Origin of the sequence: Gallaecimonas xiamenensis 3-C-1, assembly GCF_000299915.1 — a bacterium.
GTDB classification, from domain to species: Bacteria; Pseudomonadota; Gammaproteobacteria; order Enterobacterales; family Gallaecimonadaceae; genus Gallaecimonas; species Gallaecimonas xiamenensis.
In genome coordinates this window covers 30,481-54,511 of record NZ_AMRI01000028.1, presented here as the reverse complement: position 1 = coordinate 54,511, position 24,031 = coordinate 30,481, and the positions used below count along the sequence as shown (strand labels likewise).

The 24,031-nt window shown below is 60.4% G+C and carries 22 protein-coding genes; 7 read left to right on the top strand and 15 right to left on the bottom strand.

Annotated elements, in window-relative coordinates; genetic code table 11:
* Nucleotides 1–204 precede the first annotated feature (204 nt).
* The 3 genes from B3C1_RS16480 to B3C1_RS16470 are packed head-to-tail and all read left to right on the top strand — an operon-like array spanning nt 205 to nt 3,122.
* Nucleotides 205–882 (top strand): response regulator, encoded by a 678-nt coding sequence (locus tag B3C1_RS16480; RefSeq protein WP_008486213.1) that lies wholly within the window; start codon nt 205–207, stop codon nt 880–882.
* Nucleotides 883–913: 31 nt separating this feature from the next.
* Complete coding sequence (locus B3C1_RS16475; protein ID WP_156804600.1) at nt 914–2,287, top strand: ATP-binding protein; 1,374 nt, start codon at nt 914–916, stop codon at nt 2,285–2,287.
* Nucleotides 2,288–2,303: 16 nt separating this feature from the next.
* Nucleotides 2,304–3,122: a DUF817 domain-containing protein gene (locus B3C1_RS16470; protein ID WP_035482542.1), complete on the top strand. Its 819-nt coding sequence runs from the start codon at nt 2,304–2,306 to the stop codon at nt 3,120–3,122.
* On the opposite strand, the gene B3C1_RS16465 is transcribed toward B3C1_RS16470, so the two are convergent.
* Nucleotides 3,088–4,200, bottom strand: a complete 1,113-nt coding sequence (locus B3C1_RS16465; protein ID WP_008486209.1) for a 1-acyl-sn-glycerol-3-phosphate acyltransferase — start codon at nt 4,198–4,200, stop codon at nt 3,088–3,090. The two genes, B3C1_RS16470 and B3C1_RS16465, sit on opposite strands and share 35 nt — an antisense overlap.
* A 167-nt stretch (nt 4,201–4,367) precedes the next feature.
* Between B3C1_RS16465 and B3C1_RS16460 the strand changes: the two genes are divergently transcribed.
* Entirely contained in the window at nt 4,368–4,976 is a 609-nt protein-coding gene (locus tag B3C1_RS16460; RefSeq protein WP_008486208.1) for a hypothetical protein, read from the top strand.
* Nucleotides 4,977–5,000: 24 nt separating this feature from the next.
* Here B3C1_RS16460 and B3C1_RS16455 read toward each other — a convergent pair whose 3' ends face one another.
* The 13 genes from B3C1_RS16455 to B3C1_RS16395 all read right to left on the bottom strand — a co-directional run bounded on the left by B3C1_RS16455 (nt 5,001) and on the right by B3C1_RS16395 (nt 18,487).
* Nucleotides 5,001–6,305, bottom strand: coding sequence for an inosine/guanosine kinase (locus B3C1_RS16455; RefSeq protein WP_008486207.1), 1,305 nt, complete (start codon nt 6,303–6,305; stop codon nt 5,001–5,003).
* 169 nt (nt 6,306–6,474) lie between these two features.
* The gene (locus B3C1_RS16450; protein ID WP_008486206.1) at nt 6,475–7,989 is read right to left on the bottom strand and encodes an OmpP1/FadL family transporter; all 1,515 of its coding nucleotides are present in this window, start codon (nt 7,987–7,989) and stop codon (nt 6,475–6,477) included.
* 195 nt (nt 7,990–8,184) lie between these two features.
* Nucleotides 8,185–9,267, bottom strand: coding sequence for a ferrochelatase (gene hemH / locus B3C1_RS16445; protein ID WP_008486205.1), 1,083 nt, complete (start codon nt 9,265–9,267; stop codon nt 8,185–8,187).
* A gap of 99 nt (nt 9,268–9,366) precedes the next feature.
* A complete protein-coding gene (gene adk / locus B3C1_RS16440; protein WP_008486203.1) occupies nt 9,367–10,011 on the bottom strand; it encodes an adenylate kinase in 645 nt (214 codons plus the stop codon).
* Nucleotides 10,012–10,126: 115 nt separating this feature from the next.
* A complete protein-coding gene (gene htpG, locus B3C1_RS16435; protein WP_008486202.1) occupies nt 10,127–11,977 on the bottom strand; it encodes a molecular chaperone HtpG in 1,851 nt (616 codons plus the stop codon).
* Between the two features lie 110 nt (nt 11,978–12,087).
* Nucleotides 12,088–12,690: a recombination mediator RecR gene (gene recR / locus B3C1_RS16430; protein WP_008486201.1), complete on the bottom strand. Its 603-nt coding sequence runs from the start codon at nt 12,688–12,690 to the stop codon at nt 12,088–12,090.
* Between the two features lie 3 nt (nt 12,691–12,693).
* Nucleotides 12,694–13,023, bottom strand: coding sequence for a YbaB/EbfC family nucleoid-associated protein (locus tag B3C1_RS16425; RefSeq protein ID WP_008486200.1), 330 nt, complete (start codon nt 13,021–13,023; stop codon nt 12,694–12,696).
* Nucleotides 13,024–13,032: 9 nt separating this feature from the next.
* A complete protein-coding gene (gene dnaX, locus B3C1_RS16420) occupies nt 13,033–15,150 on the bottom strand; it encodes a DNA polymerase III subunit gamma/tau (protein ID WP_008486199.1) in 2,118 nt (705 codons plus the stop codon).
* Between the two features lie 97 nt (nt 15,151–15,247).
* A complete protein-coding gene (gene apt / locus B3C1_RS16415; RefSeq protein ID WP_008486198.1) occupies nt 15,248–15,799 on the bottom strand; it encodes an adenine phosphoribosyltransferase in 552 nt (183 codons plus the stop codon).
* Between the two features lie 73 nt (nt 15,800–15,872).
* On the bottom strand, nt 15,873–16,250 hold the full coding sequence (locus B3C1_RS16410) for a YbaN family protein (RefSeq protein ID WP_008486197.1): 378 nt from the start codon (nt 16,248–16,250) through the stop codon (nt 15,873–15,875).
* Nucleotides 16,251–16,453: 203 nt separating this feature from the next.
* Nucleotides 16,454–17,197, bottom strand: a complete 744-nt coding sequence (locus B3C1_RS16405) for an HvfC family RiPP maturation protein (RefSeq protein ID WP_008486196.1) — start codon at nt 17,195–17,197, stop codon at nt 16,454–16,456.
* Nucleotides 17,197–18,027, bottom strand: coding sequence for an HvfB family MNIO-type RiPP peptide maturase (locus tag B3C1_RS16400; protein WP_008486195.1), 831 nt, complete (start codon nt 18,025–18,027; stop codon nt 17,197–17,199). Before B3C1_RS16400 ends, B3C1_RS16405 begins: the two co-directional genes overlap by 1 nt.
* Nucleotides 18,028–18,076: 49 nt before the next feature.
* Complete coding sequence (locus tag B3C1_RS16395) at nt 18,077–18,487, bottom strand: hypothetical protein (protein ID WP_008486194.1); 411 nt, start codon at nt 18,485–18,487, stop codon at nt 18,077–18,079.
* A 158-nt stretch (nt 18,488–18,645) separates the two neighbouring features.
* Here B3C1_RS16395 and B3C1_RS16390 point away from each other — a divergent pair, with 158 nt between their 5' ends.
* From B3C1_RS16390 to B3C1_RS16380, 3 genes are all read left to right on the top strand, one after another.
* Complete coding sequence (locus tag B3C1_RS16390) at nt 18,646–19,566, top strand: tRNA-dihydrouridine synthase (RefSeq protein WP_008486193.1); 921 nt, start codon at nt 18,646–18,648, stop codon at nt 19,564–19,566.
* A 71-nt stretch (nt 19,567–19,637) separates the two neighbouring features.
* A complete protein-coding gene (locus tag B3C1_RS20480; protein ID WP_008486191.1) occupies nt 19,638–19,970 on the top strand; it encodes a TraR/DksA family transcriptional regulator in 333 nt (110 codons plus the stop codon).
* 200 nt (nt 19,971–20,170) lie between these two features.
* Entirely contained in the window at nt 20,171–21,313 is a 1,143-nt protein-coding gene (locus B3C1_RS16380; RefSeq protein WP_008486190.1) for a prephenate dehydratase domain-containing protein, read from the top strand.
* A 75-nt stretch (nt 21,314–21,388) separates the two neighbouring features.
* On the opposite strand, the gene B3C1_RS16375 is transcribed toward B3C1_RS16380, so the two are convergent.
* Nucleotides 21,389–23,974, bottom strand: coding sequence for a TonB-dependent receptor (locus B3C1_RS16375; protein WP_008486188.1), 2,586 nt, complete (start codon nt 23,972–23,974; stop codon nt 21,389–21,391).
* Between the last annotated feature and the right edge of the window lie 57 nt (nt 23,975–24,031).

The following is a 24,031-nucleotide window of genomic DNA, read 5'->3' as shown; positions in this document are numbered from 1 at the left end:
GGGCAAAAGCCCGCCACTGGCGGCTGTCGCTCATAGAGCTGTGAAGGTAAATCAGGCCCATCTTGGACTCCTTAATGGCCATTTTTTGTGGTTGTCTGCGACTGCCAATGCTGAATGACGGCTGTCGCCGTTCAGGTTTGCAGATTGTCTTCGTTCAGCTTGGCGCCTAACCTGTGCTCAACATGACATGAGGGAGACACACCCATGAAAGTTTTGGTTGTTGAGGATGATAACCTGCTGCGCCACCACCTGAAGGTGCAACTGTCCGAGCGCGGTTTTGGCGTCCACGCTGCCCCCAACGCCGAGGAAGCCCGCTTCTTCGCCGAAGAATACGAACTGGATGTGGCCATTATTGACCTGGGCCTGCCCGGCATGGACGGCATCACCCTTATCCGTACTTTCCGTGAGGAAGGCAAAACCTTCCCCATCATCATCCTGACTGCCCGTGGCAACTGGCAGGACAAAGTGGAAGGCCTGGACGCCGGTGCCGACGACTACCTGGTCAAACCCTTCCAGATGGAAGAGCTGATCGCCCGTCTCCAAGCCCTGTCCCGGCGCGCCGCCGGTTTTGCCAGCCCCACCATAGAGGCCGAGCCCTTCAAGCTGGACTTGGCCAAGAAGCAGGCATTTAGGGAAGAAGATCCTTTGACCCTCACCGCCTACGAGTACAAACTGCTGGAATTCCTGATGCGCCATCACCAGGAAGTGGTCAGCAAGCAACGCCTGGTCGAGCAGCTGTACGACGACCATATCGAGCGCGACTCCAACGTAGTGGAAGTGCTGATTGGCCGGCTGCGCAAGAAGCTGGATCCGGACAATGCCCTGTCCCCCATCGAGACCATCCGTGGTCAAGGTTACATGTTCCGCCTGCCCTGCCAGTAAGGCAGCCAGGTCATAAGGGGTTAAGCCTCACGTGCGTCCGCTGTCCCTCAAAGGCCGGGTCATGCTGGCCACCACTGTCTCTGTGGTGGCCTTCCTGGCCTTCGTCAGCTTTGCCATCATCAAGTCCTACCAGAGCGCCACCGAAGGCACCATAGAGCGCAATCTGGCCCAGGACGTGAATGAGCTGATCAACCTCCTGGAAGACACCCAGGGCACCGGCTGGTTGCCCAACGAGTTGGTCAATCCCAACTACAACCAGGCCCTGTCCAACAACATTGGCCTGATCTTCGACCAGGAAGGCAAGCTGATCTGGCGCTCCCTGTCCAGCTACCGCTACGAGTTCGACTTCCACCCCATCTTTTACAACCTCAACCGCAAGTTCTATCACCAGCAGATAGAAGGGGACGGTTTCTTCATCTACGAGTTCTCGGTACAGCTGGCCCTGGGCGACACCATCAAGGACTACACCCTGATGACCATGTACCAGGACAAGGACTACCAGCGGGACGCCTCCCAGTTCACCACCATAGTGTTGCTGTGGATGACCGGCGGCCTGTTCCTGATGCTGCTGGTGATCACCTGGACCTTGCGCTGGGGTTTTAAGCCGCTGCGCTTTTTGGCCGGCGAGCTTTCCGAAATGAAAAGCGGTGACCGGGGTCAGCTGTCTCACCACTATCCTACGGAAATTGCGCGCATCACCCGGCCCTTGAACGCACTGTTGCACCGGGAGCGCGAATCCCGCGAGCGCCTCAAGAACACCATGGGCGATCTGGCCCACAGCCTTAAGACTCCTCTGGCCGCCATCCAGGCCTCGGCCCAGAGCCTGGAGAGCCTGCCGGACGTACCCAAAGATCCCCTGGCCGACATCATCGAACAGGCCCAGCGCATGAACACCACCATCACCTACCAGCTCAAAAGAGCGGTAGTGGGTCGCCAGGGCCTGGCCCAGAGCCGGATCGATCCCAAACCCCTGGCCGACAAGCTGTGCCGGGCCCTATCCAAGGTTTACGCCAGCAAGGACGTGGACTGCGAGATGGAGGTGGAGGAAGACTGCTACTTCGACGGGGACGAAGGGGACTTGTTGGAAGTGCTGGGCAACCTCTTGGAAAACGCCTTTCGCCTCTGCGTTTGCCAGGTCAAGCTCAAGGTCGCCCTGCTGGGAGACAAGCAGCGCCCGCACCTGCTATTGCAAGTGGACGACGACGGCCCAGGGGTACCAGAGGACAAGCGCGAGAGCATATTGCAGCGGGGGGTTCGGGCCGATTCCCGTAACCCAGGCCAAGGCATAGGCCTTGCGGTAGTGGCCGATATTGTCGCCTCTTATCATGGACACCTGACAGTAAGCCAGGCCGAGGAACTGGGCGGTGCCCGCTTCCTTATCAGCCTGCCGCTGGGCAACTACTGAGTATTCTGGGCGGACAATGAAACAAGGATTGTTGGAATTTTGGGCCTTTGGCATCAAGCAGGCCCGGGCCTGCCTGTTCGGCGGCTTCCTGCTGGGCATCATGGTGCTGACCCAGTACTGGTACCCCTTCAGTGCCCTGCACCGCTACGACTTCCTACTGCTGGCCGCCCTGGCCTTCCAGGCGGTGCTGCTGCTGTTCAAGCTGGAAAGCCCAAGGGAGGCCATGGTGATACTGGTCTTTCACCTGGTGGCGACCCTGATGGAGCTGTTCAAGACCATGGACGGCATCAACGCCTGGGCCTATCCGGGGGAAGCGGTATTCAAGCTCGGCAATGTGCCGCTTTTTGCCGGCTTTATGTATTCGGCGGTGGGCAGCTATATCGCCAGGGTCTGGCGGCTCTTTGACTTTCGCTTCAGCCACTACCCCAGGCGGCGCTGGACAGTGCTGCTGGCCCTGCTTGCCTACCTCAACTTTTTCGCCCATCACTACCTGGTGGACCTGCGCTGGGGGATATTGGCGGCAGTAGGGGTGCTGTTCTGGCGGGTGGACGTCTACTTCAAGGTGCAAGACAAACACCGGCGCATGCCGCTGCTGGTGGGATGGCTGCTGGTGGCGCTCTTTATCTGGTTTGCCGAGAACATCGCCACCTTCACCAAGGTCTGGCTCTACCCCAACCAGCTCGGCGGCTGGCAAATGGTGTCCCTTGGCAAGTTGGGGGCCTGGTACCTGCTGATGATGCTCAGCTTCGTGCTGGTGTCCCTCATCCACAGGCCCCAGGGCCCCGACTTGCTGCGCCGCCCTATGCTGAGCTGGCTGGTACCGAGCGGGCGTTGAGCACAGGCCGGGCATAAGCGGCCTTAAGCAGCGCCGCCTCGTCGGGGGCCAGCCCCGCCGTCCGCTCTGCCAGCCAGCCGCAATCTCCTTCCCCGGCCGCCGCCAGGTGGGTGGGGAAGAGTTTGAAGTTCTGATGAATTTGCCGGTCTATCTCGCCGGCCAGGGCATCGGGGTCATCCATGCCGGCGCCGCTGATGGGTGTGCCAAAGGCCACGTGAACCCGGCCCTTATGGCCGGTAAAGCCAAGGGCCATGGCGTTGAGATCTTCCATGGGACCTTTTTCATACTGGCCGGTGCTGGCCAGGGTGGCCAGCTCCCGGGCTTTGAGCCGGTCACAGGGGTCTAGCTCGTAGCTGATGGCCACCGGCACTATGTTGAACCTGTCCACCATCTGGGCAAAGCTGCGCTCTTTGCGGTGAGCCAGGTAAAACATCTTAAGCAAGGCCGGTTCGGTCTCATCGTTACCGTCTTTGGCCCGGCCTTCCCGTTGGGCTATCCAAACACTGTGGCCCCCGGCCAGGCTGTGGTCGATGTAGGCCGACAGCTCCCCCATGGCCGCTGCCAGCTCCCTTATCCCCTTGGCGGAACGCTTGACGATAAAGCTCTTGTTGAGCCGCATCAGATCGGTGACGTAGGGCTTTTTCAGCAAGTTGTCGCCGATACCGATGCGGGCTGTGGGCATGGCCGCCTGATGGCAGGCCCAGTTGACCAGGGCCGGGTCCAGGGCGATATCCCTGTGGTTGGAGACAAAAAGATAGGGCTTGGCCGGGTCAAGGGCGTCGAGGCCAGACCAACTGACCCCATCGGTGGTGCGGGACAGAACCTCGGTGAGGATGGCGCCGATTTGCAGCTGAAAGCCAGCCACGTCCTTGACGTTGCCGAGGCGCCGGCGGATCTGTTGGCGCACTAGGGCCCGAGTTACAGGCCCCAGGTAGCGACTTAAGCGGGGAAATTCATGGCGACTGACCAGTTGGATAAAGTCGTCACAGTGGCAAAGCCTAGATAAAACAGCGGGGACTTCCTGGTCCTCGTAAGGGCGGATCCCGGCAAAGGGATCGGCGCTGGTGGGCTGGTCCATGGGGCCAAGCTCTCTCTTTTTTGATAGATGGCCCTATAGTAACGCGACCAGCCCGGCATGCCAGCGCAGACCAGCCAAACTCTGTGCCGGTGATGCCGTCATGGACATCGCGCCACGAATTGATAACCTACTAAAATATCTCGGCATTTACACAAGAAGAGAAAACCATGGAAAGGCAGAGCATAAGAAACCGGTTATGGGGCGCCGCCACAGTGCTGGCCCTGTCCCTATTCGCCTACTGGCAGGAGCCGGGCATGCTGGCCTACAAGGACAATGCCATCGTCAATATACCGGCCCTGTTCGGCTACCTGGTGCTGGTGTCCATGGTGGTGGAAAGGGCTACCGAGATCTTCCTGTCAGCCTGGCGCAGCCAGGAGGCCGACCAACTGGACCGGCAAATCAACGCCCAAAAGCGCCGCCTGGACACCCTAAAGGAAGACGCAGCGGCCCAGCAGCAGGCACTGGCGGAGCTGGACCAAGTGGAGCGGGCCCGCACCCTCTATCGCGCCGGCTCCCGGCAGATCGCCCAGTGGATAGGGCTGGTGATAGGCACCCTGGTGTCTTTGGTGGGGGTAAGGATACTGGCCAACCTGGTGGACGCGGCTCCCCTGCCCTACTGGCAACACCAGCTGTTTGTGGCGGTGGACGTGCTGCTGACCGGCGCCGTGCTGGCCGGCGGTTCTGACGCCGTCAACAAGATCATGAAGGTCTACACCAGCGCCATGGACAACACCGCCGAGAAGATGCGCAGCAGGGACACCGCTCCCAAGCCATAAAAAAAGCGCCCAAGGGCGCTTTTTTTATTGGTCCCAGTAGACCTCTTCCAGGCTGTCTTCCCGCTCCGGCAGGCCCCGGGACAGGCGCGGAGAATGCTGCACCAACACCTCGTAGCTGACCCGGTTGGCATACTTGCTGACCTGGGACAAAGAGGAGTAGGCCAGGAAACGGGCGGCATGTTTGGAGCTGCCGGGCACGTTGAGGCGGTGATAGTCGTTGGCCGCCATGTCGTGCAGCAGCGCCGCCAGGGCACCGTCACCGGCACCGTTGGTGTTCTTGATACGGTCCGGGCCGCCCATATAAGGGGAAATATGGGTATAGACCTTGATGGGCTCGGCGCAGTCATTGCGGCGCATGGGCCTGGAAAACTCAAAGCGGTTGAATTCGGGCAAGGCGCCGGGCAGCAATTGGCGGCTGGTTTCACGCTTTTGCTCTTCGTCGGCAAAGCTGGCCAGGTAGAGGCCAACCGGGCCGGCGGTGCACAGCACCATGTCGGTCCATTCCAGTACCTGCTCACAGGCCAACAAAGGGTCGCCATGGCCGGTCAGGGCCAGGGCTTCATCTTCGTTCATGGCCACCACGGTGACATAGTCGCGGATAAACTGCTGCCACCATTCCTTACGGTCTTCGACGATGAACTTGGTGCCCATGGTCAATACCACCGGCACCCCGGCTTCCTTGGCCCAGGCCACCGCCTGCATGGTGGTGTCTTTCATGGGCTCGTGCTCTTCGCAGCGCACCAGGTAAGCGGAGATCACCAGGGCCGAGCCGGTCTGAATGAGGGTCTTGTCCAGGTGGCTGACATCCAGCAGATCCATCACCCCTTTGTTGATGGCGAAGCTGCGCTCACCGTCCGGGGCAATAAGGGTGATGCACTGGCCGATGGAACCCGGCGCCGGCTGCAGGTAGTTAAGGTCGACCTTAGACGAGGTGTTGCACAGGTAACGGTAGGAGGAGCTGCCGACCCTGATGGTCTCGTTCATCACCCCAAACAGCACGGAGCGGTCGTCGGACAGCACTGAATAGTTGTGCAGGGTGTTGCCTATGGTGCCGCCGGCGAACTCCGAGACGATCAGGTTGTGGGCTGTCAGCTCGGCGTAGATGGCCGCCGCTTTCTCCGGCTCTATCAGCATGGAGTGGCCCTTGGACAGGGCATATTTTTCCAGGAAGCTCTCGGGCACATGGGCTTCGATATCCACCAGCACCTGGTCAATACCGCAGATATGGCTGGCAATGGGCTTGTTGAGAGGAGAGATCTCGCTGAGCAGGGGATCGCGGGATTCAACCGGGAAAAAGTGCTTACTCTTACGCTGGCCGGGGAATTTCATGTGCTTCACTCAAGGACCCATTTGAGGGCGGCGATAGTAGCAGAAGCCGACGACCAACTCACGGCTTACATTTTCAGGAAAACGTTTTACATCAAAAAGAAACCGCCATGCTAGGCACCTACAACAAGGGGCCCCTAAGGGCCCCTTACACAACGGCAGGCAAAGCGCCTTAGAAGCGGTGCACCAGTTGGGCCGACAGCACATGGGCGTCCAACTCGTAATCGGCCTGGTAGCCAGAGCTGTACAGGGCTTGGTCCTGGGCGTTGAACTCGCGCTCATCGACTTTTACGTCATCCATCTTCATGTAGCCGTAGGCCAGATCCAGATGCCAGGCCGGGCTCAATTCCCAACCCAGGCCCAGGGTGAACCACTGGCGGTCTGAGGTGGGGATACGGGCGGTGCGGAACTCGTCGCGAACCGGTGACTGGTCCAGGGCGTAGCCGGCGCGCAGCACCAGATCCGGGTTCAGCTGGTAATTGACCCCAAGGGCGAAGGCCCAGGCGTTCTGCCACTTCTCCGGGATATAGCCGATAAGGCCGGTTTCATTGAGGTTGTTCGGCAGGCTGGTGGATGCCGAGATGCTGGGGGTACTGGCAGTGCTTTCGATACGGATGGACTGGAACTTGCTCCACTCGGTCCAGTTGGCACTGGCCAGGTAGGTCCACTTACCCAACTGATAGGCGCCGCTGAAGGCCACCGACTGAGGGGTTGTCAGGCTCAGGCGGCTGCTTTCGGTCATCTGGCTGTTGACCGCCAGCTGGCCGGTCTGAGTGTTGACCGTAGGCAGCTTGCTGCCGTCAACCACACCGGGGATGGTAGGGGCAACCCAGAGGATGCCGGCATCCACCAGGGCCTGGGGTGCCAGCTCGCCGGTCACCGGGGTGTTGGTGATGGTGGAGTCCCCTTCCAGGCTGTAATGGACCTGGCTGTGCCAGTTCATACCCAATTGCAGGGCGTCACTAGGACGATAGTGCAGGCCAAGGGACAGGCCCAGGCCCCAGTCGTCCCCTTTAACCCGGTAACGGGACTCGCAGAAGGCGTCCTGGTAGACACTGTCGTAAGCGCCGCCGGACAGCTGGGCGTATTGACCGTTCAGGGCGGCGGCCGGCATTTCACAGAGACCGGAGTGGTCCTTGAACTTGGACAACTCCCCTTGGGCAAAATTGACACTCAGTCCCAGTCCCAGAGACCAGGCGTCGTTCACCTTATAGGCCAGGGCCGGTTGCAGGCTGACCACCTGGAAGGAGGTCTTGTCGGCAAAGTAACGGCCGACAAAATCGTCATCGTAGTCGGAGGTGACGCCATAAGGCACCACCAGGGCCAGGCCGGCGTGCCATTGCTCGTTGATGGGCTGGTAATAGTAGAGGTGCGGCACCACAGACAGGGAAGAAAAGTCGTCACTGGCAGGGCCAGCCACAGCCTGGCCATTGGCGTTTTGGCCCCGAGCGTTGGACCAGTCGGCCTGAGCGAAAATGGCGTTGGCGCCGACAATCCATTGGGCCTGGTCCAGCTCGGTCATGGCGGCGGGGTTGGAATAGACCACGGTGGCGTCTTCGGCCAGGGCGGTGCGGCCGGCATAGGCATTGCCCATGGAAGAAGTGGATTGTTCGAAGATCTTGAAACCAGCGGCCTGGCTGCTGGCACTCAACACCGCCAGGGCCAACAAGGAATAACGCAGTGACATGGGGCTATCCGTCTAGAAAAAGTGCATGAATTCTACAAGTTGTTGTTTTGATTGTAAAAAACAGCAATTTTCAGCGTACAGCCGTCCAGCGGACCCTGGTAGCCCTGCACGGTTTTTAGAGTAAAAGCTCTTTAAATCGCCCCTTTATGACAAAAGCCCGGCAACAAGCCGGGCTTACAAGGCGTCGCTCAAGGTTCAGCTTTGGGCCCCAAGGGCCTGGGCAAGCTGTGCAGTTTCTGCGCGATCGGTGTCTTTTTCCAGCCAGCCTTGCAGCTCCCGGCGCAGCAACTGGTAGAGGGCGTCGATATGACCGGGGCTGGCATTGAGGGCGGCGATGTACTCATAGCGCTCGCCGCCAGCCTCCAGGAAGTATCCCCGGTTCTCCACCCCTATCTCTTCGATGGTCTCCAGGCAGTCGGCGGAAAAACCCGGGCAAGCCAGCTGCACCGATTTAACCCCGTCCCTGGCCAGCTGCTTGAGGGTGGCGTCGGTGTAGGGTTTGAGCCACTCGGCCTTGCCGAAACGGGACTGGAAGGTGGTGAGTACCTCATCTTCCCCCAGGCCCAAACGCTCGCGCAGCAGCCTGGAGGTCTTGTGGCACTCGCAAAAGTAGGGGTCCCCCAGCAGCAGGTTGCGCTTGGGAATGCCGTGATAGGACAGCACCAGCTTGTCGGCCCGGCCGTGGGCCTGCCAATGCTGCTCGATGCTCTGGGCCAGGGCCTCGATGTAGGGGCCAAAGTCATGGTAGTGGCTGACAAAACGCAGGTCCGGCAGCCAGCGGCGCCGGCGCAAATCGTCACTGACCTTGTCCAGGGTCGAGGCGCTGGTGCTGGCGCAGTACTGGGGGTAAAGGGGCAGCACCAGCAGCCGGTCCACCCCCTTATCCATCAGCCCCTGTATACCCTCGCTGATGCCGGGGTTGCCGTAACGCATGGCAAAGGCCACTTCCACCTGGTCGCCATGCTCTGCTGCAAAGCGCGCCGCCAGAGCCTTGGCCTGGTCCTGGGTGTGAAACAGCAGCGGCGAGCCCCGTTCGGTCCAGACGCTTTGGTAGGCATGGGCCGATTTTTTGGGGCGGGTGTTAAGAATGATGCCGTTGAGGATAAGCCACCAGATGGGCTTGGGGATCTCCACCACCCTGGGGTCTGACAGGAACTCTTTTAAGTAACGGCGCAGGGCTTTGGGCGTGGGGGCGTCGGGGGTGCCCAGGTTGGTTACCAATACCCCGACTTTGGGGCTTTGACCGTGCTTGAAATGGGGGCTGCCTTTAAAGGCCATGTCGTATCCTCTGCATCGTCTTGGCCGTCGTTATACGGCCATAAGTCGAAGAATGTCATCAGGATACGAAAAAAAGGCCCCTTACCGGGGCCTTTTTTATCAATTGAGCTGTTCGGAAAGCAGCTGGCTGACTTCTTCGACCGGCTTGGTGCCGTCGATTTTCAGGTAACGCACAGCACCCTGTTTGGCTTCGGCCTGGTAGTAACCGATCAGCGGCTCGGTCTGCTCGTGGTAAACGCCCAGGCGCTTGCGCACGGTTTCTTCCTTGTCGTCATCACGGATACTCAAGGCTTCACCGGTCTCGTCGTCCTGGCCTTCCACCTTGGGCGGGTTGTACACCACGTGGTAGACGCGGCCGGAGGCGGCATGAACACGGCGGCCGGACATGCGCTCGACGATCACTTCATCGGCCACGTCAAACTCGATCACTACGTCGATGGCCACACCGGCATCCTTCATGGCGTCAGCCTGAGGAATGGTACGGGGGAAGCCGTCCAGCAGGAAGCCGTTCTTGCAGTCAGCTTGAGCGATACGCTCCTTGACCAGACCGATGATGATCTCATCGGATACCAGCTGGCCAGCGTCCATGACTTTCTTGGCTTCCAGACCCAGGGGGGTACCGGCCGCGATGGCGCCACGGAGCATGTCACCGGTGGAGATCTGCGGGATACCGAACTTTTTCATCAGGAACTGGGCCTGAGTGCCCTTCCCTGCGCCCGGGGCGCCTAGCAGGATAATGCGCATGTATCGCTCTCTTTTTTAATTGATAAAGCTGACGCAGCAAGTTGCGTAAAGGCCATAGGGTACACAGCCGGCGCCATTAAGAAAAGGTTAAGGGCAGCCGAGGCTGCCCTTGATCTCAAAGTCCTTGCAGCATCAACTTGTTAAGGCGTTTTACAAAACCGGACGGATCCTCAAGGCTGCCGCGCTCGGCCAGCAGGGCCTGTTCAAACAGCAGCGCCACCGCGTCTTCGAAGTTCTCGCCCTCGCGGCCGTCCAGGGATTTGACCACAGGATGCTCGGGGTTGAGCTCGAAGATGTATTTCACTTCAGGCGCCGCCTGGCCGACGGAGGCCAGCAGTTTGGCCATCTGGCTGGACATGCCGTGCTCGTCGGTCACCACACAGGCCGGAGAGTCGGTGAGGCGATGGGTAAAGCGCACTTCGCTGACCTTGTCACCGAGGCTGTCTTTGACCTTGGCCAAGACCCCTTCGATAGCCTTCTCGGCTTCCTTTTCCTCGTCGGTGGCTTCGATGTCCAGCTCGCCACGAGTGGCAGAGGCAAAGGGCTTGCCCTTGTACTCGGTAAGGTGGCTCATCATCCAATCGTCGATACGCTCGGACAGCAACAACACCTCGAAGCCTTTCTTGCGCAGCACTTCCAGGTGCGGGCTGAAACGGGCGGCGTTGAAGCTGTCGGCCACCACATAGTAAATCTTGTCCTGGCCTTCGGGCATGCGCTCGAGGTACTCATCCAGGCTCACCAAGTGCTCGGTGTCGTCATGGTGGGTGGAGTTGAAGCGCAGCAGGCCGGCAATGGCTTCGCGGTTGGCAAAGTCTTCGGCCGGGCCTTCTTTGAGCACGGCGCCAAAGTTTTTCCAGAATCCGGCGTAGTCTTCGGGCTTGTCCTTGGCCAGCTTTTCCAGCATCGACAGGATGCGCTTGGAAATGGCGCCTTTCATGGACTGGGTCAGCTTGGAGTCTTGCAAGATCTCCCGGCTGACGTTGAGCGGCAGGTCGGCCGAGTCCACCAAGCCCTTAACAAAGCGCAGGTACTGGGGCAGGAACACCTCGGCGTCGTCCATGATAAACACACGTTTGACGTAGAGCTTGAGGCCGTGCTGGCGCTCGCGCTGGTACAGATCCCAGGGCGCGTTTTTGGGGATGTACAGCAAGGAGGTGTACTCGTGCTTGCCTTCCACCTTGTTGTGGCTCCAGGTCAGCGGCTCGCCAAAATCATGGGAGAGGTGCTGATAGAAGCTGACGTACTCTTCGTCGCTCACCTCACTCTTAGACTTGGTCCACAGGGCCGTGCCCTGGTTGACCGGGGCAAAGCCGCCGTCTTCACCCTCTTCCTTGCCCTCTTTATAGAGCTCCACCGGCACGCCGATGTGGTCAGAATAGGTGTGAATAACCTGCTCGAGCTTGTAGCTTTCCAAGAAGTCCTTGTCGTCGTCTTTGAGGAACAGCACGATGTCGGTGCCACGGCTGGTCTTGTCGCTGGGGCCGGTCTCGAAGGTGCCCTCGCCTTTGGAGCGCCACATCACCCCTTCTTTGGCACCGGCGGCACGGCTGTGCACCTCGACGGTGTCGGCGACGATAAAGGCCGAGTAGAAACCCACGCCGAACTGGCCGATAAGCTGGCTGTCTTTGGCGGCGTCGCCGGACAGGCTCTGGAAGAAGGCCTTGGTGCCGGACTTGGCGATGGTGCCCAGGTGCTCAACGATCTCGCTTTCGGTCATGCCGATGCCGTTGTCGCTGATGGTCAGGGTGCCTTTGTCTTTGTCGGCTTTGATGCGCACCTTGAGATCGCCGTCGCCCTCATAGAGGTCGGCGTTTTCCAGCGCCTTGAAACGCAGCTTGTCGGCGGCGTCGGCGGCGTTGGAAATGAGTTCGCGCAGGAAGATGTCCCTGTTGGAATACAGAGAGTGGATCATCAGTTGCAGCAGTTGCTGGACTTCGGTTTGAAAACCATGGGTTTGGGTGGTCATGGTTCCACATTCCTCTTGTGTGACTCGCTGGGAAGGTAGATGGGGGCAGGGGCAATATTTTCAAGACGCCGAGAATAAAAAACCCCACTGTCGTGGGGTTTTTTCAGCAATCAAACCAGGGGTTGGCGGCCGCTGAAGGAATGGGACAGGGTAGTGCCGTCCACAAATTCCAGCTCGCCCCCCACAGGCACGCCGTGGGCGATACGGCTGACCTTGATATGGTGGCGGCGGGCCATCTGCGCCACGTAATGGGCGGTGGCGTCCCCTTCCACTGTGGGGTTGGTGGCCAGGATCAGCTCGCCCCAGGGCTCGCGCCCCAGCAGCACATCGAGCTTGTCCAGATCCAGCTCCGCCGGGCCTATACCGTCCAGGGGCGACAGGTGCCCCATCAGCACAAAGTAGCGGCCGGCAAAAAGGCCGGTCTGCTCTATGGCCATCACATCCCCTGGGGTTTCCACCACGCACAGCTGGCCGGCTTCCAGGCGCCTGGGGTTGGCGCAGATGCCGCACTTTTCCTCTTCGGTAAAGGTGCGGCAATCTTGGCAATGCTGAATGCCTTCCATGGCGGCCTTGAGCTGGCCGGCCAGTTTCAGGCCCCCTTCCCGGTCACGCTCCAGGAGGTGGAAGGCCATGCGGGTGGCGGATTTCCCCCCCACCCCGGGCAGGCAGCGCAGGGCCTGGATCAGCTCGCGCAGCAGCGGGCTAAATTCCATGGCTTAGAAGGGGAACTGTAGGCCGCCAGGCAGCTTCATGCCGCCGGTCACGGAGCCCATCTTGGCCTTGGATTCCTCTTCGACACGGCGTACGGCGTCGTTGATGGCCGCAGCGATGAGATCTTCGAGCATGTCCTTGTCGTCTTCCATCAGGCTGTCGTCGATTTCAACGCGGCGCACATTGTGGTTACCGAGCATGGTGACCTTGACCAGGCCGGCACCGGCTTCGCCGGTGACTTCCATGTTGGCGATTTCTTCCTGGGCCTTTTGCATCCGCTCCTGCATCTGCTGGGCCTGCTTCATGATGTTGCCCATTCCGCCTTTACCAAACATCGTCTTTCCTCACATGATCGGGCGGACGCTGTCCGCCACCAGTTCTGCATCAAACAGGGTCAGGAAGGCCTTCACCCTGGGATCGTCGGTCAGCGCCTGCTCGGCATAGGCCAGGCAGCGCTGGTGAATTCGGTTGGCGATGGCCAGGGGGTTTTCCCGCCCGGCCGGCGCCTGTTGTATCTGCACCTTTAGTGTCCCTGAGAAGATACCACTGTGGCCAAGGGCCTGCTGCAATTCCCCAAGGTTACGTTCCAAATGGCGCTGGGCCGGGTCCAGCAGCAGTACCCAACCGTCCCCTTGCTGTTCCAGCACCGAGTTCAGGGCCAATTGCCGCACAAAGCCGCCAATATCCAGCGCCTCGCAGCATTCGAACCAGCGGCGATCGTCGGTGCGGGCATCATCCAGGGCCAGCAGCACCCCGGGATAGGGGTCGCTGCGGGGAGCCGGTGCCGGGGCTGGCACTTCCGGCTCTGCCGTTACCGGCGCCGGCTCGGCGGCCTGCTGCTCGGCCCAGGCCTGTTCCATACCCAGGTCGGCAGGCGGCAGGTCATCGTCCAGCCAAGGGGGCTCGTCGTCCCAGCCGGGAGCGGCGGGAGCCTTGACAGGGTTGGGGTCGGCAACCGCGACCTGGGCTTGGGCTTGGGCTTGGGGGGCAGGCTGAAGGGGGGCCCGCCGCTGGGCCTCAGGCTTTTTTGGCGCCTTGTCCTCCTGGTCCTGCTGCTTGGCCTTAAGGGCCTGGCGCGCAGCCAGCAAGGTACTGGTGGGGCTGGCCTGGGGCTTAGGCGCTGCGGGCTGGGCCGCCTCTAGCGTTAAAGGCTCGGGCGCCGCTGGCGGCGCCTCGGTCTGGGGGTTAAAGCCCTGGGCTTCGGCCATGGCCATCAAGTGGGCCTGCTGGGCGTCAAGGTCGGCTTGGCTGGCCACCGGCGGCACCATGGCTGCTGGGGGCGCCTTGGGGGGTGTTGCCACCGGGGCCGGTGCCACGGCGTCCTGGCTTTTGACCTGCGCAGGCCTGACCGGCACGGCGCGGCTTGGGGGCGCCTGGGTGGCCAGGGCCGGAGCCTTGTCGATATCGAAGGCCAGCATCCGCAGCAGGGTCATCTCCAGGGCCATGCGCGGGTCCGGACAGAACGGCAAGTCGCGGCGGCCATGCAGCACCATCTGGTAGAAAAGCTGTAACTGCTGGGGGCTAAGCTGGGTGGCCAGGTGCTCGGCGGCCAGATCCTGGCTGCCCGGCAACTGCTGGGCTATGGCCCCCTGATGCAGCAGCGCCAGCAAGTCGCCCAGCAGCCCCAGATAATCGGGGGACATCATGGCAACCTGCTCGATAGCCGCCAGCAGGGCGGCGCCGTCTCCGGCTACCACGGCTGCCAGCAGGTGCTGGGCATGCTGGGTGTCGAGGGTGCCGAGCATGGATTGGACATTGTCCAACAGCACCTGGCCGTCACCGTGGGCAATGGCCTGATCGCTAAGGCTCAGGGCGTCGCGCATGGAGCCGTTGGCGGCCTTGGCCAATAGCCGCAGGGCCGGTTCTTCAAAACCCAGCTGTTCCTGGCCCAGCACATAGGCCAGGTGATTGCTGATCAGCTCCGGGCTCAGGCTTTTGAGGTTGAACTGCAGGCAGCGGGACAAGATGGTCACCGGCAGCTTTTGCGGATCGGTGGTGGCCAGCAGGAATTTGACGTGCTCCGGCGGCTCTTCCAAGGTCTTTAGCAAGGCATTGAAGGAGTGGCGCGACAACATGTGCACTTCGTCGATGAGGTACACCTTGAAGCGGCCCCGGGTCGGCCGATACTGGACGTTGTCGAGGATCTCGCGGGTGTCTTCGACCTTGGTGCGGGACGCGGCGTCCACCTCAATCAGGTCGACAAAATTGCCCCTTTCGATTTCCAGGCAGGTGGAGCACTGGCCGCAGGGGGTGGGGGTAACCCCGGTCTCGCAGTTCAGGCTCTTGGCGAAGATCCGGGCCAGGGTGGTTTTCCCCACGCCACGGGTGCCGGTAAAGAGATAGGCGTGATGCAGGCGGTTCTGGGCCAGGGCGTTGTTGAGGGCCCGCACCACATGCTCTTGCCCTACCAGGGCCGAGAAATGCTGGGGTCGCCACTTACGGGCCAGTACCTGATATGCCATGAAGTCGTCGTCTTTAGCTGTAATGGCTCAATGCTACCACAGCAAAAGGCCCTGCTGGCAGCGCCCTTTACGGGGCAGCCAGCAGGGCCTTGGTAGCTCAGTGACCGTCGAACTGAACCAGGTCGAAGATCTCCAGGTCCTGCTTCTCCAGGCGCTCGATACCGCCCAGCTCCGGCAGGGACACGATAAAGGCCGCATGCTTGGCTTCACCACCCAGTTCACGCACCAGCTTGGCGGTGGCTTCGATGGTGCCGCCGGTGGCCAGCAGGTCGTCCACCAGCAGTACCTTGTCACCGGGCACTATGGCGTCGGTGTGGATCTCCAGGGTGTCCTGGCCGTATTCCAGCTCATAGGTCTGGGATAGGGTCTGGCGCGGCAGTTTGCCGGGTTTACGCACCGGCACAAAACCGATACCCAGGGCCAAGGCCAGGGGCGCGCCGAAGATAAAGCCACGGGCTTCCGCCCCTACCACCTTGGTGAACCCCTGGCTTTCGAAATGCTCGGCCAGCAGGGTGATGCTTTCCGCAAAGGCCCGAGGGTCCTGCATCAGGCTGGTCACGTCGCGGAACAGGATCCCCGGCTTGGGGTAATCAGGAATGGTTTTGATGGCGGCTTTAATCAGCGCCAGGCTCTCTTGTTTCATGGTCATTTTTCACACAGGTGCCTAAGCCAAAGCGCCAAAGGGTAAGGTCTTTTGGGGCCGCTGGCAATCGGCAGGTTGGTTAAAGCTCGGACGCGTCCTCGATCACCGGCAGGCGATAGAGGTAGATCAACACCGATACCAGTATGGTCACCAGCATGATCTTCAACCAGATCTTGGGTACCAGCAGCAGGGAAATGCTGAAGGTCACCAACATCATGGCCACGGCACGGCGGCGGTAACGGCGGCGCAAGCCCCGCTGGGCTTCCCAGTCACGGACCATCTGCCCAAAATAACGGTTGGAACGTAGCCATTGGTGGCAGCGGGGCGAGCCTTTGGCAAAGCACCAGGCCGCCAGCAGGATAAAGGGGGTGGTGGGCAATACCGGCAGGGCAATGCCAAGGATACCCAAGGCAATAGCCAGCCAGCCGACCAGCAGGAACAGATATCGAAGAGCCATCAGACTACCTTGGGGCCTGGGCCCCACAGCTCACTTAGCCGAAATGCTTGATGAGGGTGAGGATGGCCGGCAGCAACGGCAGGCACAGCACCAACAATATGCCAAGCAGGTGCTTGACGTTGAACGCTTCTTGAAAATGCTGTTCAGCCATGACGTCTCTCCCGGTGTGAGGGAGCAAATTGTACCCAATGGCTTGATGTGGATCAATTTTCGGCCAGCCGCAGCACGCCCCGCTGGGCCAGGGGAGTTAGGCCTGCCAGCAGTCCGGCCAGCAGCTGCTCCTGGGTCATGGCGGGAAATTGCGCCGCCATGGCCTGGGCCAAGGCTGATGGAGTCAGCCCCGGCTGCTGTCCTATCCACTCCAGGGCCTGGGCCAGGGCAGGGTTTAGGGCACTAAAGCCCATGGTGTCGTCCAAGTCCCTGTAGACCAGCAGGAAAACCAGGGCTTGCCCTGGGCTTTGGGGCACAAAGTCGGGGCCAATTTGATGCACGGGCCAATGGTAGGCCGCCAACTGCGAAGCCGCCGAGCGGCGCAGGGGGCTGGCGCCGGTAAGGGCATCAAGCAAGGCCCCCTCCTCTTCCGCCCTGCCCGCTGCCAGCTCCAGCCACTCGTAATGGGCCAGTTCTTTGATAAAGAGCGGGTCACAAGGGCGCGCCCTGAAGGCGGGGCTGTCCAGGTAGTCCAAGAACTCCTGGCTTATCTCCAAAAACAGCGGGCTCTTGCAGTCATGGTCGGCGTAAAAGCGCCGCACCAGGGCCTGCCACTGGGGCTGATCGTAGAGGCTTTTGAGTACCGGAAAGGCCGAGGCCAAAAAGCCCTCGACGTTGTTGAAAAATAACCGGCGGTAGATGGCCAGGCGGCGGCTTTCCATACCGGGGGGCTCAGGGTGGCGCTCCGGGTCACGGATATGGTCCATGAAGGCTTGCTGCTGGGCGATAAAGTCCATCAGGCCACCGCCCTGGCCGCTTGGCGCTGATACTTGTCGATGATGGCCACCTCGCCCACAAGCTCGGCCAGGGGCGGCAAGTTGAAGTCCCTTTCCAACAGGGTCGGGAACACCCCATGGTAGCCATAGGCCTTTTGCAGCAGCGCCCAGACCGGGTCTATGACGTCGGCCCCGTGGGTATCGACAATCAAGTCCGGCGCTTCCTGGTCGTGGCCGGCGATATGGCCATAGGCAATGCGCTGGCTGGGCAGCGCCTGTAAAAAGGCCTCGGCGTCGTAGCCGTGGTTGGTGGCGTTGACGTAGATGTTGTTGACGTCCAGCAGCAGTTGGCAGTCCGCCTCTTCCAGCACCGCCGTTAAAAAGTCGATTTCCGACAACTGCTGGCCTGGGGCGGCGTAGTAGGAGACATTTTCAAGGGCCAGAGGCCGCTCCAAAAAATCCTGAACCTGGCGAACCCGCTGTGCCACGTGCTTGACGGCATCGTCGGTAAAGGGGATGGGCATCAAATCATAGAGGTGGGCATTGCCGCTGCAATAGGACAGGTGCTCGGAATAGACCCGGATCTGGTGCTGGTCCAAGAAGCCTTTGACGGCCGCGATAAAGTCCCAGTCCAAGGGGGCCGGGCCGCCGATGGACAACGACAGGCCATGGCAGACGAAGGGGTGGCGCTCGGTCAGGGCACGCAAGGCCTTACCCAGGTGCCCACCCAATTTCAGCCAGTTCTCCGGGGCCACTTCCATAAAGGCCACCGGGGCCGGCAACAGGGGCCCCAGCTCGCTGAGAAAGTCGCGCCTTAGCCCAAGGCCGGCGCCGCTAACGGCAAAAGTCATCTTGGCTCCAAATAAAAAAGCGGGCACTAGGCCCGCTCAGGCTTGAGGGTTAGTGGGCGCCGCACTTGCCTTCTTCGTGGGCCTTGGTTTTTTCACCACACTTGCCTTCTTTCATCTTGGCTTTTTCTTCGCCGCACTTGCCTTCTTTCATCTTGCCTTCTTCACCACACTTGCCTTCCTTCATCTTGGCTTTTTCTTCGCCGCATTTGCCTTCCTTCATCTTGCCCTTTTCTTCACCGCACTTGCCTTCCTTCATCTTGGCTTCTTCGTGCTTGCCCTCTTTGGCGGCAGCGCCGCCGCATTTGGCTTCACCGCATTTGCCTTCGAAGGTGGACAGTTGATAGCCCTGAGCCAGGTCTTGCATGGCAAAGGGGGAGGCCTGGGCATCGGTAGGCAGACTGGCCATGGACCCTACAACCAGGGCACCCAGGGCGGCGGCGACAGTGTTACGTGCTTTCATGATGATGTTCCTTTTTCAATGAATGGTGGTGACGTGGCCGGCGCTACCGCTGCCGTTCAGGTCTGGTCAAAGCTAAAGACCCGGGTACAGCAATATCCCTTTCAATAAACTGTAGATCCCGTAAACTTGCCAACCGTTTTTTACGCCGAGGCTGGATAATGCGTTTGTTGCTGGCCCCCATGGAAGGGGTTGTCGACCACCTGATGCGCGATCTTTTGACCGCCGAGGGCGGCTTTGATCTGTGCGTTACCGAGTTTTTGCGGGTGGTAGAGCAACTGCATCCGGTGCGCAGCTTCTTCAAGATCTGCCCGGAACTGGCCCATGGCGCCAAAACCCCCAGCGGCGTGCCGGTGCGGATCCAGCTGCTGGGCCAATCCCCCCATTGGCTGGCCGAAAATGCAGTACGTGCAGTGGAGCTGGGCTCCCCCGGGGTCGACCTGAATTTCGGTTGCCCGGCCAAGACGGTGAACCGCAACCGGGGTGGCTCGGTACTGCTAAAAGAACCTGAGGCCCTTTATGCCATCATCAGCGAAGTACGCAAAGCGGTGCCAGCCCACCAGCCGGTGACCGCCAAAATTCGCCTCGGCTACGACGACGCCAGCTTGATGCTGGATAACGCCAGGGCCGTGGCAGCGGCCGGGGCCAACGAGCTGGTCATCCATGCCCGCACCAAGCGCGACGGCTACCGCCCACCGGCCTACTGGGACCAGATAGCCAGGATCAAGGAAGAAGTACAGCTGCCCATCGTCGCCAACGGCGAGATCTGGACCCCGGAGGACGCCCGCCGCTGCCAGCAGCAATCCCACTGCGTAGACCTGATGCTGGGCCGGGGCGCCCTGGCCTGCCCAAGCCTTGCCCACAGCATCAAGACCGGCGCCAAGCGCCGCCCCTGGCAACAGGTCTTGGCCCTGCTCAAGCGCTACTCGCTGTTTGAGATCCAAGGGGATAAAGGCTGCTACTACCCCAACCGTCTCAAGCAATGGCTGCAGTTTTTGCGCCTGCAATACCCCGAAGCCCAAGCCTTGTTCGACCAGGTCAAGACCCTCAAGCACAAGGAAGAGTTGCTCCAGTGCATCTGACCTTGATGCAGGTCAGCAAAGCCAGAGCCAAGGCCCCCTAGACTGAGGCTCTCACCAGTACGGAGACGCCCATGTCAGACTATCGCCGCCGGCTCAGCCAAGAGCAGCAGCAATTGCAGCAGAAAATCCAGGTGCGCCTCATCGAGATGGGGGCCCCTGGCCTGCTGCTCACCGCCCTGGCCGAGCAGGGCCTGGACGGTATCGCCGGCCAGTTAGACCAATTCCCCGACCGCCAGCTCTATGGCCTTTGCCAACGCCTGACCCAGGTGGAGGCAGCCCTGTGCCAGCTGGATTTGGGCCTTTATGGCATTTGTTGTGACTGTGAAGCGGAGATCGAGCTGGACCGCCTGGCCGCCGATCCGGCAGAACAGCGCTGCGCCCGCTGCACCGGCAGCCGCGTTTAAAAAACTTGCCATTTCCCCCAAGGCTGGGCATGCTCAGGTCACTTGACAATTTTCAATCAGCACTGATGACCAATACCGCAGCCCTTTTCTTTTTTTGCTTTTTCGCTTCCAGCAAGGGAGGCGATGGCGCTGCGTGACAGGTTGTCAGCAATGTCAGAAGGCCTCCCCCCAAGGGAGGCCTTTTTCGTTTTGGAGGAACTATGGATCTCAATAGCTTGCGCCAGCAAATCGAATCACTGGACAAGGACCTGCTGGGTTGCCTGGCCAAACGCCGGCAACTGGCCCTGGCCGTGGCTAAAGACAAGGCCCAGCGCCAAGGGGCGGTGCGTGACCAGGGCCGTGAAGCCAGCCTGCTGCTTAGCCTGATGGAAAAGGGCAAGGCCCTGGGCCTGGACCCGGCCTACCTGACCCGCCTTTACCACATCATCATCGAAGACTCGGTGCTGTTGCAGCAGGCCTGGATGCAACAAGGGGATAGTCAGGGGCTCTTGCATATCGCCCACCTGGGCCAGCCCGGTACCTACTCGCACCTTGCCGCCCAGGGCATAGCCAGCCGCCACCAGAGCGCCTTCCAGGGCCTGTCCTGTGAAAGCTTTGCCGACATCGTCAAGGCGGTGGAAGACGGCAAGGCGCCCCTGGGGCTGCTGCCCATAGAGAACACCTCTTCCGGATCCATCAACGACGTCTACGATCTGCTGCGCCACACCCACCTGCATATCGTCGGCGAAACCTACCTCAAGGTGGACCACCACCTGCTGGTCAAACCCGGGCTGGCCCTTGAGGACATTCAAAGCGTCTACGCCCACCCCCAGGCCCTGACCCAATGCTCTCAGTACCTGGCCAAGACCCCGTTCAAGCAGGAAGCCTGCGCCTCGTCGGCCCATGCCATGGCCAAGGTAGCCGACCTGGACGCACCGGTGGCCGCCATTGGTCCGGAAAGCGGCGGCGCCCTTTACGGCCTGGTGGCCATAGACCGCCACCTGGCCAACCAGGAAGAGAACCATACCCGTTTTATCCTGGTCAGCCGTGACGCCCAGACGGTACCGGCCCAGCTGCCGGCCAAGACCAGTCTGATCATGGCCACCCACAATACCCCTGGGGCCCTGGTAGACGCTTTGCTGGTCTTACGCCAGCAAGGCATCAACATGACCAAGCTCGAGTCCAGACCCATGCCCGGCAACCCCTGGGAAGAACTCTTCTATGTGGATCTGGCGGTTAACGACCAGAGCGAGGCCTGGCAAGGGGCCTACCAGGAACTGGCGGCCATCACCCGTTTTGTCAAAGTGCTGGGCTGCTACCCGGACCAAAGAGTTAAACCCACCACAGCTCCCCTGCCCCGCTGACCATAAAAAAGGGGCCGACAAAGTCGGCCCCAAAATGGCGGTCACACCGCCATGCTCTCTAGTCCAGGGAGGACATCAGAAAGACTGTTCGTAACGCAGCTGCAAGGTACGGCCTTGGACGTCGTAAAGGGCGTCGTTAACGTTACGGTAGGCCCCAGACACTTCCACTTCGGGGCTGACATCGAAGAGGTTGGCCACCCCCAGGGTCAGTTTGCCGTTCCAGGCGGTGCTGTATGCGAAGGTCAGGTTGGTGTTCACGTAGTGGTCCTGGGTCAGGTAGTAGCCACCATAGAGGGTGTCGGTCTGCTTGCCGATGTAGTTGAAGGTCAGGCCGGCAGCATAGTCGCCCTGGCTCCATTGCACCCCCAGATTGCCCCGCAGATCCGGATATTCGATTTCGCCGGCATAGTCGATGGCGTCCCCTTCGGCGTCGGCGGCTTTTTCGTATTTATGGATCCAACTGGCGTCCAGGTTGAACTTGAAGTCGCCAAGGCCGGTGGCCATAAGGTAGTTCAAGGACATGTCCAGACCGTCCAACTTGAACTGGGACAAGTTCACATAAGAGGTGGTGATGGAGGCTATCTTGCCGTCGGCACCACGTACCACCCGGCTAGAGCCGCCATTACTGGCTTCTTCACTGAGGATGGTTTCGATGTCCAGGGACTCAATCTTGTTCTTGTAGTCGATGTTCCAGTAGGTGGTTTCCCAAGCGAGATCCTGGGTGATGTTCCAGACGAACCCTGCGGTCACCTGCTCGGACTCCTCCGGCTGCAAGTCCTGGTTACTGGCGTAATAGGTCTTGTGCTGCTGGGAACTGGCGCAGTAGTCATCGCTAACCCCGCTGGTGCAGTAAACCGGATCCAGGGCCGAGTCGAAGCTGATGGAGCTGGAGGCATAGAGTTCGGTCATGGCCGGTGCCCTGAACGCCTTGCCCCAGTTGGCCCGCAGCAACAGGTCGTCAGTGGGGCGCCAGAGGATACCCAGTTTCGGGCTGGTCCCGGAGAAGCTAGACGAGGTGTTGGCACCATCGACGATACCGCTCAAGTCGTACTTGTCGTAGCGGATGGCTGCGTCAATCTCCACCCGGTAAGGCAGCGCCAGTACAAACTCACTGAAGTAGGAATTGCGGTCGCGGGAAGCGTCCACGTCGTCACCGCCGGAACCACCGGAAATAGCCACCAGGGCCGATTCCGGGTCGGACTTTTGCCAAAAATCTAGGGTCTCGAACTCAGTGCCCACCATGGCGTTCAGACTGACATCACCACTGCTGAACAGCTCCGAGCTCAGGGAGCCGTCGAAGATGTCCCTCTTCTGGTCCGCTTCCCAGATACCGGTGTGATTGGCTTCCTGGAAGATGCCGTTCACCCCAGCCAGCCAATCCTCATAGGACTGCTGCTGGACGTTGAACAGATCCAGGCGGCCGTCGTCTATGGCGTCCTGGATGACGCTGTCTTTGATGAGGTTATAGTTGTGGGTGGTTTCGGCCTGATCGTTATGCTGGTAGCCCAGGTTCCAGTCAATACCGTTACCCAGATCCAACGTCCCTTCCAGAGCCCCTACGTATTGAAAGTTGGTCGAGCTGTATTTGGTGTCCCTGTTACCCAGGGTACCGGTACGCAATGACACCAGGGCTTCTTCCCCGTAAAGGGGGTTAAGGGGGTTGTCGGCGGCCATGACGATGTCATTGGTGGACACCGGAGTGGGTGCATAACGGGTCCAAGTGGTGGTCTTGCCGGCGAACACCTGGCCTTTAAAGAGTACGTTGTCGCTAAGCTCGTAGCTGACGTTGGTCAGGGCACTATCCTTGGTCGAGCTGCCGTAGAGCCAGGTCACGTTGGAATAGGCATAGCCGCAGTAACCGCTGCGCTCCACGGTGTTAGGTACCTGAGTGCATAGCTCGCTGGCGTAGTAGCTTTGGCTGCCGTCACGGGACTCGGCCAGAGCCACTGGGCTGTAACTGGAGACGCCATTGTCATAGCCGCTGACGTCGGCATCGGTGACTTCGTTCTGGTCGCTGTGCTGAGCCACAAACACCACTGAGCCTTTGTCCCCCGTTGCACCGGCGGAAAACTCGTACTTCTTCTCAAGGCCCCCTTTGATCTTGGGTGAGGAGACCTGGTAGGCCAGGTTGACACCGTCCACCTGCTTTTTGGTGATGATGTTGACCACACCGGCCACGGCGTCCGAGCCGTAGATAGCCGAGGCGCCGTCCCGGAGGATCTCGATGCGATCGACGATAGCCAGGGGGATGGCGGAAACGTCCTGCTCGGTACCGCCGCTGCCACCCGTGCTTGGCAGGCGCCGGCCGTCCAGCAGCACCAGGGTGGCTCCCAGGCCACGCAGGTCGACGTTGTTGGTGGCCGAGTACCCTGCCCCGTAACCGGACTTGGCCTTCCAGCTACCGAAGCTGTTGGCGGAGACGGTATTGAGCACATCCTCCACCGAGGTTTGGCCGGACATTTGGATATCGGCACTGGTGATGACGGTGACCGGTGAGGTGGTTTCCATATCCACCCGCTTGATGCGAGACCCGGTTACTTCGATACGCTCCAGTTGGTCAGCGCCGGTATCGGCAGCCCAAGCCGGGCTGATAAGATTCAAACCTGAGGTGGCAAAGAGGGCCCATTTAACAGCCTGGGCAGTAGCGGTTTTGGACGTCATGACATTCTCCCTTTTTTGCAATACAGCCGCCGAAAAACGGCGATGTTGCTTTTTGGT